We start from the raw sequence: 7399 nt of genomic DNA, 5'->3' as shown, positions 1-7399 counted from the left end.
CCGGCCGGCACGACCGCGATGCCGTCCGCGCCGAGGTCCCGCCCGCGGCGGGCGGCCACCGCCGCAACCGCGATCTGGTCGCTGACCCCCTCGACCAGGACGACGGCGCGGGCGCCTGCCGCCTTCGCCGCCGCCCGCTCATCGAAGCCGTCGCGTGGCACATGCCCACTGTGCGCGTACCCCGGGGCCGCCGCCACTGGTTTTGGCGGCCGGGGGCCGGCGCCGCCTCGACCGGGCCGATCGCTGTAGGCGGACAGCACCGGGAATGTTATGAGGCTCTTTTTTCTTGAGTCTGATTGACTCAACCTTAGGAGGGGCTGATGAGCGAAACGCTCACGCTGCCGGTGCTGCCGCTTGACGACGAAGTGGTGCTGCCGGGCATGGTGGTCCCCATCGAGCTTTCCGACACCGAGATCCGCGGCGCCATCGAGGCCGCGCGCAACAGCACCGGACTCGGGCGGGGACCAGGCGTCCATGCCGAGGAGAAGGCGCGGGTGCTGCTCGTGCCGAGGCTCGCCGACCGCGGGCTCGCCGCCGTCGGGACGCTGGCCGTCATCGAGCAAGTGGGGCGGCTGCCTGGCGGGCAGGCAGGCGCGGTGCTGCGCGGCGTTTCCCGTGTCCGGATCGGATCAGGAACGACCGGGCCGGGCGCGGCGTTGTGGGTCGAGGGCACCCTCATGGCCGAAACCGGGCAGGGCGACCGGGCCGCCGAGCTTGCCAAGGAGTACAAGTCCCTGGTGATCGCCTCGCTGCAGACGCGCGGCGCGTGGCAGGTCGTGGACATGATGCAGCAGCTCGACGACCCGTCGGCGATCGCCGACCGGGCCGGCTACGCCAGCTACCTGACCGCCGAGCAGAAGCTCACGCTGCTCGAGACGGCCGACCTGGTGCAGCGGCTTGAGCTGGCAATCCGCTGGACCCGCGAGCACCTGGCCGAACTCGACGTCGCGGAGTCCATCCGCAAGGACGTCACCGAGGGCATGGAAAAGCAGCAGAAGGAGTTCCTGCTGCGTCAGCAGCTCGCCGCGGTGCGCAAGGAGCTCAACGAGCTCACCGGCGGCGGCGCGGGCACCGAGGAGGACGACTACCGGGCGCGCGTCGAGGCCGCCAACCTGCCGGAAAACGTGCGCGATGCCGCGCTGAAGGAAGTGGACAAGCTCGAGCGGACCCCGGACTCCTCGCCGGAGACCGGATGGATCCGGACCTGGCTCGACACGATCCTCGACATCCCGTGGAACGAGCGGACCGAGGACTCCTACGACATCGCGGGCGCGCGGCGGATCCTCGACGAGGACCACACCGGGCTGGACGACGTCAAGGACCGGATCATCGAGTACCTGGCCGTGCGCAAGCGGCGTTCCGACCGGGGCCTCGGCGTGATCGGCGGGCGCCGCTCCGGCGCGGTGCTCGCGCTGGTCGGGCCGCCCGGCGTCGGCAAGACGTCGCTTGGCGAGTCCGTGGCGCGCGCGATGGGGCGCAAGTTCGTCCGGGTCTCCCTTGGCGGCATCAGGGACGAGGCCGAGATACGCGGCCACCGGCGTACCTACGTCGGGGCGCTGCCCGGCCGGATCGTCCGCGCCGTCCGCGAGGCCGGCACGATGAACCCCGTGCTGCTCCTCGACGAGGTGGACAAGATCGGCTCGGACTACCGGGGCGACCCGGCGGCCGGGCTGCTCGAGGTGCTCGACCCGGCGCAGAACCACACGTTCAGGGACCACTACCTGGAGGTCGACCTCGACCTGTCCGACGTGGTGTTCCTGGCCACGGCGAACATGCTCGAGGGCATCCCCGGGCCGCTGCTCGACCGGATGGAGCTGGTCCAGCTCGACGGGTACACCGAGGACGAGAAGGTCGCGATCGCGCGGGACCACCTGCTGCCGCGGCAGCTGTCCAAGGCCGGCATGTCGGCGGAGGAGGTCAGCGTCGACGACGAGGCGCTGCGGCTGATCGCCGCGGAGTACACCCGGGAGGCCGGCGTCCGCTCCCTGGAGCGGTCGATCGCCCGGGTGCTGCGCAAGGTCGCGGCCGCGGAGGCGCTGACGCCCGGCACCCTGCCGATCGTGGTCGGGGTCGCGAACCTGCGCGACTACCTGGGCCGGCCCCGGTTCACCCCGGAGACCAGCCTGACCGCCGACTCCAGGCGGACGGCGGTCCCCGGCGTCGCGACCGGGCTCGCGGTCACGGGCGCGGGCGGGGACGTGCTCTACATCGAGGCGTCGCTGGCCGACCCGGAGACCGGGGCCGCGGGCGTCACGCTCACCGGGCAGCTCGGCGACGTGATGAAGGAGTCGGCCCAGATCGCGCTGTCGTACCTGCGCTCGCACGGCGCGGAGCTGGAACTTCCTGTCGGTGACCTGAAGGACCGCGGCGTGCACGTGCACGTGCCCGCCGGCGCGGTGCCGAAGGACGGACCGTCGGCCGGCGTCACGATGACGACGGCGCTGGCGTCGCTGCTGTCCGGCCGGCCGGTGCGCTCCGACGTGGCGATGACCGGCGAGGTGTCGCTGACCGGGCGGGTGCTGCCGATCGGCGGGGTGAAGCAGAAGCTGCTCGCCGCGCACCGGGCCGGGGTGACCACCGTGCTCATTCCCCAGCGCAACGAGCCCGACCTGGACGACGTTCCGGCCGAGGTGCTCGCCAAGCTGGACGTGCACACGGTCAGCGACGTCCGCGAGGTGCTGGCGCTGGCGCTTGAGCCGGCGACCAGCGGCGCGGTGGCGCCGGTCGCGGCGTAAGGCGGGGCCTGTTCGCCGAAGCGGCCCGGGCGGTTGTCACCGCCCGGGCCGCTGTCGTTTGCGCGGGCTCCGCAGGCCCGCGCCCCGTTCAGGCGGCGTGGTCAGGGCAGAGGCCGAACAGCTCGACCGTGTGGTCGACCGAGGTGAAGCCGGCCTCGGCGGCCACCTTCTCCGCCCACTGCTCGACGACGCGGCCCTCGACCTCGACGCTGCGCCCGCACACCCGGCAGGTGAGATGGTGGTGGTGGCCGGTGGACCCGCACTGCCGGTACAGCGTCTCCCCGGACGGGTCGCGGATCGTGTCGACCGCGCCCTGCTCGCTGAGGACCTGCAGGTGCCGGTACACGGTGGTCAGCCCGACGGTCTCGCCGCGGCGGCGAAGCTCGGCGTGGATGTCCTGGGCGCTGCAGAAGCCGGGGAGGCTGGCCAGCGCGGTCGCGACGGCCGACGCCTGCCTGGTCCCGCGCACTCTGGTGCCACGCGGCTTCTCCACTGTCACACCTCGCAAGGTAGCCGGCCTTTCCCTCGATCGCCATTAAGCGCATTGAGCGCCGCCCGATGCCGCCCGGCGGCGGACGCCGGGCGGCATCGGATGCCGCGGATCGCCGCGAACCGGTTGCTTACTGATAATAGAAACGATTATCATTACAAGCGAATCGGGACGGCGGCCGCGCGGCGGCACCGGGGCCCGGCCGGGATCAGGAAGCCTTGAGGAGTGAGCATGTGGAGCTTCGCCGGAAAGCGCCCGACGATGGCCCTGCTGCTGGCGGCCGTCGCGGCCGTCGCGGCCACGTCGGTCGCGGCCTGCTCGAGCGCGGCGAGCGGCGCCAGCTCGCCAGGCAAGATCGTCGCGATCGGCGCCGAGAACGAGTACGCCAACGTGATCCAGCAGATCGGCGGCCAGTACGTCCAGGTCAGCGCCATCATGAGCAACCCGAACACGGACCCGCACACGTTCGAGGCAAGCCCGGCCGTCGCCAGGGAGGTCAGTGCCGCGCAGCTCATCGTGCAGAACGGGGTCGGCTACGACACGTTCATGAACACGATCGAGAGCGCCTCGCCGAACTCGGCCCGCAAGGTCATCGACGTGCAGCAGCTGCTTGGCCTGCCGGACGGCACGCCGAACCCGCACCTGTGGTACTCCCCGGGCACGATGCCGAAGGTGGCGGACGCGATCGCCGCCGACCTGTCCGCGCTCGACCCGTCACATCAGGCGTACTACCAGGCCAACGCGAAGTCGTTCATCGCCAGCCTGGCGGCCTGGACCAGCGCGATCGCGAGCTTCAAGGCCGCCTACCCCGGTACCCCCGTCGCGACGACCGAGCCGGTCGCCGACTACATGCTGGAAGCGGTGGGCGCGGACAACATGACGCCATGGACGTTCCAGGCCGACATCATGAACGGCGTGGACCCGTCGCCGCAGGACGTGGCCATCGAGCGGAGCCTGTTCACCGGGCACAAGGTCAAGGTGTTCCTGTACAACCAGCAGGTGACCGACCCGCTGACCGAATCGCTTATTACGCTGGCACAGCAGAACGACATCCCGGTGGTCGGCGTCTACGAGACGATGCCGGTGCCCGGATACGACTACCAGAGCTGGATGCTGACCGAGGTGCAGGACCTGCGCAAGGCGGTCGCGGACAAGATCTCGACCGAGCACTTGTGAGGGACTGTGATGGCGCAGGAAGTAACCCAGCGCGTGACCGGACAGGCTGACCTGCTCAAGCTCGACGGCATCGGCGTCCGGCTCGGGGGCCGTCAGGTGCTCAGCGACGTCACGTTCACGATCGGCAAGGGCGAGTTCACCGGCCTGATCGGCCCCAACGGCGCCGGCAAGACCACGCTGCTGCGCGTGATCCTCGGCCTGCAGGAACCGTCAGGCGGCCAGGTGCTCATCGACGGCGAGCCGCGCCAGGCGCACCACAGCAGCAGCCTGGGCTACGTGCCGCAAAAGCTCGTCATCGACCCGGACATGCCGCTGCGGGCCAGGGACGTGGTCTCGCTCGGCCTGGACGGCCACCGGCTCGGGTTCAGCTTCCCGTCCCGGCAGCGCCGGGAGCTTGTCGCCAGGACCCTGCGCGATGTCGGCGCGGAGATGTTCGCCGACGCCCGGGTCGGCGAGCTGTCCGGCGGCGAGCAGCAGCGGGTGCTGATCGCGCACGCGCTGATCAGCCGGCCGCGCCTGCTGCTGCTCGACGAGCCGCTGGCGAACCTGGACCTGAAGAGCGAGCAGGAGATCGTCGCGCTGCTCGCCACGCTGGCCCGCGAGCTCGAGATCTCCGTGCTGCTGTCCGCGCACGACATGAACCCCCTGCTCGCCGTGATGGACCGGATCGTGTACGTCGCCAGCGGGCGGGTGGCGACCGGCAGCACCGACGAGGTGGTCACCTCCGAGGGGCTCACCAGGCTGTACGGCCACCACGTGGACGTGGTCCGGGTGCACAACCGGGTCCTCGTGCTGGCGGGCGAATAGGGGGCACGGTCATGCACTACCTATTCGAGCCCGGCCTGCTGGCCTCCGGCCCGGTCCGGACCGCCCTGCTGATCGGCGGCATCGTGGCCGTCGCGTCGGGGGTGATCGGCGTGTTCACGGTCATCCGCGGCCAGAGCTTCGCCGGGCACTCGCTTGCCGACGTCTCCACCACCGGCGGGTCCGGCGCGTTCCTCGTCGGCCTGAATCAGTTCTGGGGGTTCCTTGCCGCCGGGGTCGCCGCCGCCGCCCTGATGGAGGCGATCGGCGTGCAGCGCCGCCGCGGCAGGGACGTCGCCACCGGCGTGGTGCTCGGCGCCGCGCTCGGCGCGGCGGCGCTGTTCCTTTACCTGGACACGCAGCAGTCATCGACGACGGGCGCCTCGTTCACGATCCTGTTCGGTTCCATGTTCGTGATCAGCCCGGACACGGTTCCCGCGCTGATCGCGTCCGGCGTGGTCGCGGTTGTCGCGATCACCGTGCTCGCCCGGATGCTGCTGCTCAGCGCGCTGTCCCCGGACCTGGCCAGCGCGCGCGGGGTCAACGTCCGCCTCGTCGGCGTGGCGTACCTGATCGCGCTGGCCATCTCGGTGTCGCTGTCCGCCGTCGCCATCGGCGCCGTGCTGTCGACCGCGCTGCTGATCGGGCCGGCCGCGACCGCGCTGCGGGTGACGAAAAGCCCCGTCCGCGCCCTGGCGGTCTCCGCGATCACCGGGGTGGCCGCCACCTGGCTCGGCGTGATCCTCGCCTACGACTCCTATTACTGGCCGCCCTACGGCCACGGCTGGCCGGTGAGCTTCTTCGTGGTCGTGCTCGTGGTGGCCGGATACCTGCTCAGCTATGTGCGAAGGCCCCGCCGCCTGGCTCCGCGCTCACCGCACGAGGGGGCCGAATGTTCTCCAGCCTGATGATGAACACCTGGATCACGGCCAGCATCGTGGCGGTCATCGCGGGGATGACCGGCTTCTTCGCGGTGCTGCGCGGTTCGACGTTCGCCGCGCACGCGATCCCGAACGGGGCGTTCGCCGGCGCGGCCGGCGCCAGCCTGCTCGGCATCAACGTGATCTGGGGGCTGGCGGTGTTCGCGGTCGGCGGCGCCCTCGGCATCGGCGGCCTCGGCCGCAAGGCCAGGCACGACGTGGTCACCGCGCTCGCGCTCGTGCTGATGCTCGGCCTGGGCGCGCTGTTCGTCAGCGTGAGCACCGAATACGCCGAGGAGACGTACTCGCTGCTGTTCGGTGAGGTGTTCGGGGTCAGCCGCGGCGAGGTGCTGCCGATCGCGGGGCTGGGCCTGGTCGCCGCCGCGGCGATCGGGCTGGCGTTCCGGCGGCTCATGCTGACCTCCACGCTGCCCGAGGTCGCCGACGCCCGCGGCGTGTCGACCAGGAAGACGGAGGTGTACTTCCTGGTCGTGATGGCGCTCGCGACGTCCATGACGATCCCGGTCGTGGGCGCGCTGCTGATGTTCAGCCTGATGATCGGCCCGGCGGCCGCCGCCCGCGCCGTCACCGCCCGCCCCGGAGTGGCCATGGCCCTGTCGGTGGCGATCGCGCTGGCCACCGTGTGGGCCTCCATCGTGCTCTCCTACCGCACCAACTGGCCGCTGGGCTTCTTCGTCGGCGTCGCAGGCGCGGTCTTCTTCCTGATCAGCAAGGCGGCCAGAATAAGGGCATGACCCGCCGCTTCCGGTCCGTGACGCTCGGAACTTACCGGGTGACCGGCGGCGGATTCGTCACCAGCAACGTGGCCGTGTCGCTGGCCGGGTACGCCGGCCGCGACCCGATCATCCTGCTCGCGCAGAGCGCGGTCGGCTCCTTCGACACGCCGGCGCGCGCCGCGGCCAGCGTGGCCGCGAACCAGCTGACGGTCGTGGTGCGCGGCTACACGCTTACCTGCCGGCGGAATGGCGCCCAGGGCAACCTCCCGCGGCCATCGCCGAGCCCGTCGGGCTAGCCAGTCCGTGCCTTATGGGGTCATGCGGATGGGACGACCGCGAGTCCCTGGCGCGAGAATGGTGCCATGAACCGGCTGAAGGCGGCGACAAGCCCGTACCTGCTGCAGCATGCCGACAACCCGGTCGACTGGTGGCCGTGGGGCGAGGAGGCGTTCACGGAAGCACGGCGGCGGGACGTGCCCGTGCTGCTGTCGGTCGGGTACGCGGCGTGCCACTGGTGTCACGTGATGGCACACGAGT

Annotated in this window: 9 protein-coding genes; 7 read left to right on the top strand and 2 right to left on the bottom strand. The window is 71.2% G+C overall.

Annotation, left to right across the window (positions count from 1 at the left end):
- A partial coding sequence (locus tag Q1N79_RS30700; RefSeq protein ID WP_367185085.1) for a TOPRIM nucleotidyl transferase/hydrolase domain-containing protein occupies positions 1-161 on the bottom strand: 161 nt, incomplete at its 3' end.
- A 159-nt stretch (positions 162-320) separates the two neighbouring features.
- Here Q1N79_RS30700 and lon point away from each other — a divergent pair.
- A complete protein-coding gene (gene lon, locus Q1N79_RS17245; RefSeq protein ID WP_300610103.1) occupies positions 321-2735 on the top strand; it encodes an endopeptidase La in 2415 nt (804 codons plus the stop codon).
- Between the two features lie 88 nt (positions 2736-2823).
- On the opposite strand, the gene Q1N79_RS17240 is transcribed toward lon, so the two are convergent.
- Entirely contained in the window at positions 2824-3234 is a 411-nt protein-coding gene (locus Q1N79_RS17240; RefSeq protein ID WP_300610102.1) for a Fur family transcriptional regulator, read from the bottom strand.
- A 222-nt stretch (positions 3235-3456) separates the two neighbouring features.
- Here Q1N79_RS17240 and Q1N79_RS17235 point away from each other — a divergent pair, with 222 nt between their 5' ends.
- The 6 genes from Q1N79_RS17235 to Q1N79_RS17210 all read left to right on the top strand — a co-directional run.
- On the top strand, positions 3457-4401 hold the full coding sequence (locus tag Q1N79_RS17235) for a zinc ABC transporter substrate-binding protein (RefSeq protein ID WP_300610101.1): 945 nt from the start codon (positions 3457-3459) through the stop codon (positions 4399-4401).
- 33 nt (positions 4402-4434) lie between these two features.
- Complete coding sequence (locus tag Q1N79_RS17230; protein ID WP_300610100.1) at positions 4435-5208, top strand: metal ABC transporter ATP-binding protein; 774 nt, start codon at positions 4435-4437, stop codon at positions 5206-5208.
- 11 nt (positions 5209-5219) lie between these two features.
- Entirely contained in the window at positions 5220-6113 is an 894-nt protein-coding gene (locus tag Q1N79_RS17225) for a metal ABC transporter permease (RefSeq protein ID WP_300610099.1), read from the top strand.
- Positions 6098-6880 carry a metal ABC transporter permease gene (locus tag Q1N79_RS17220; protein WP_300610098.1) on the top strand — a complete coding sequence of 261 codons (783 nt, stop codon included), beginning with the start codon at positions 6098-6100 and terminating at the stop codon, positions 6878-6880. Before Q1N79_RS17225 ends, Q1N79_RS17220 begins: the two co-directional genes overlap by 16 nt.
- Entirely contained in the window at positions 6877-7158 is a 282-nt protein-coding gene (locus Q1N79_RS17215; protein WP_300610097.1) for a hypothetical protein, read from the top strand. The genes Q1N79_RS17220 and Q1N79_RS17215 overlap by 4 nt, the downstream gene beginning before the upstream one ends.
- A gap of 66 nt (positions 7159-7224) precedes the next feature.
- Positions 7225-7399 (top strand): DUF255 domain-containing protein (locus Q1N79_RS17210; RefSeq protein ID WP_300610104.1); only part of this gene is annotated, 175 nt, incomplete at its 3' end.

Origin of the sequence: Trebonia sp. (assembly GCF_030042015.1) — a bacterium.
Classification (GTDB): Bacteria; Actinomycetota; Actinomycetes; order Streptosporangiales; family Streptosporangiaceae; genus Trebonia.
Note: the sequence above shows the minus strand (reverse complement) of the source record. Positions and strands in the feature narration are given on the sequence as shown.

Bases quoted from the DNA above. Each gene is read 5' to 3' on its own strand.
- Q1N79_RS17215 (WP_300610097.1), top strand. From the start codon at position 6,877: ATGACCCGCCGCTTCCGGTCCGTGACGCTCGGAACTTACCGGGTGACC.
- Q1N79_RS17235 (WP_300610101.1), top strand. From the start codon at position 3,457: ATGTGGAGCTTCGCCGGAAAGCGCCCGACGATGGCCCTGCTGCTGGCG.
- Q1N79_RS17225 (WP_300610099.1), top strand. From the start codon at position 5,220: ATGCACTACCTATTCGAGCCCGGCCTGCTGGCCTCCGGCCCGGTCCGG.
- lon (WP_300610103.1), top strand. From the start codon at position 321: ATGAGCGAAACGCTCACGCTGCCGGTGCTGCCGCTTGACGACGAAGTG.
- Q1N79_RS17220 (WP_300610098.1), top strand. From the start codon at position 6,098: ATGTTCTCCAGCCTGATGATGAACACCTGGATCACGGCCAGCATCGTG.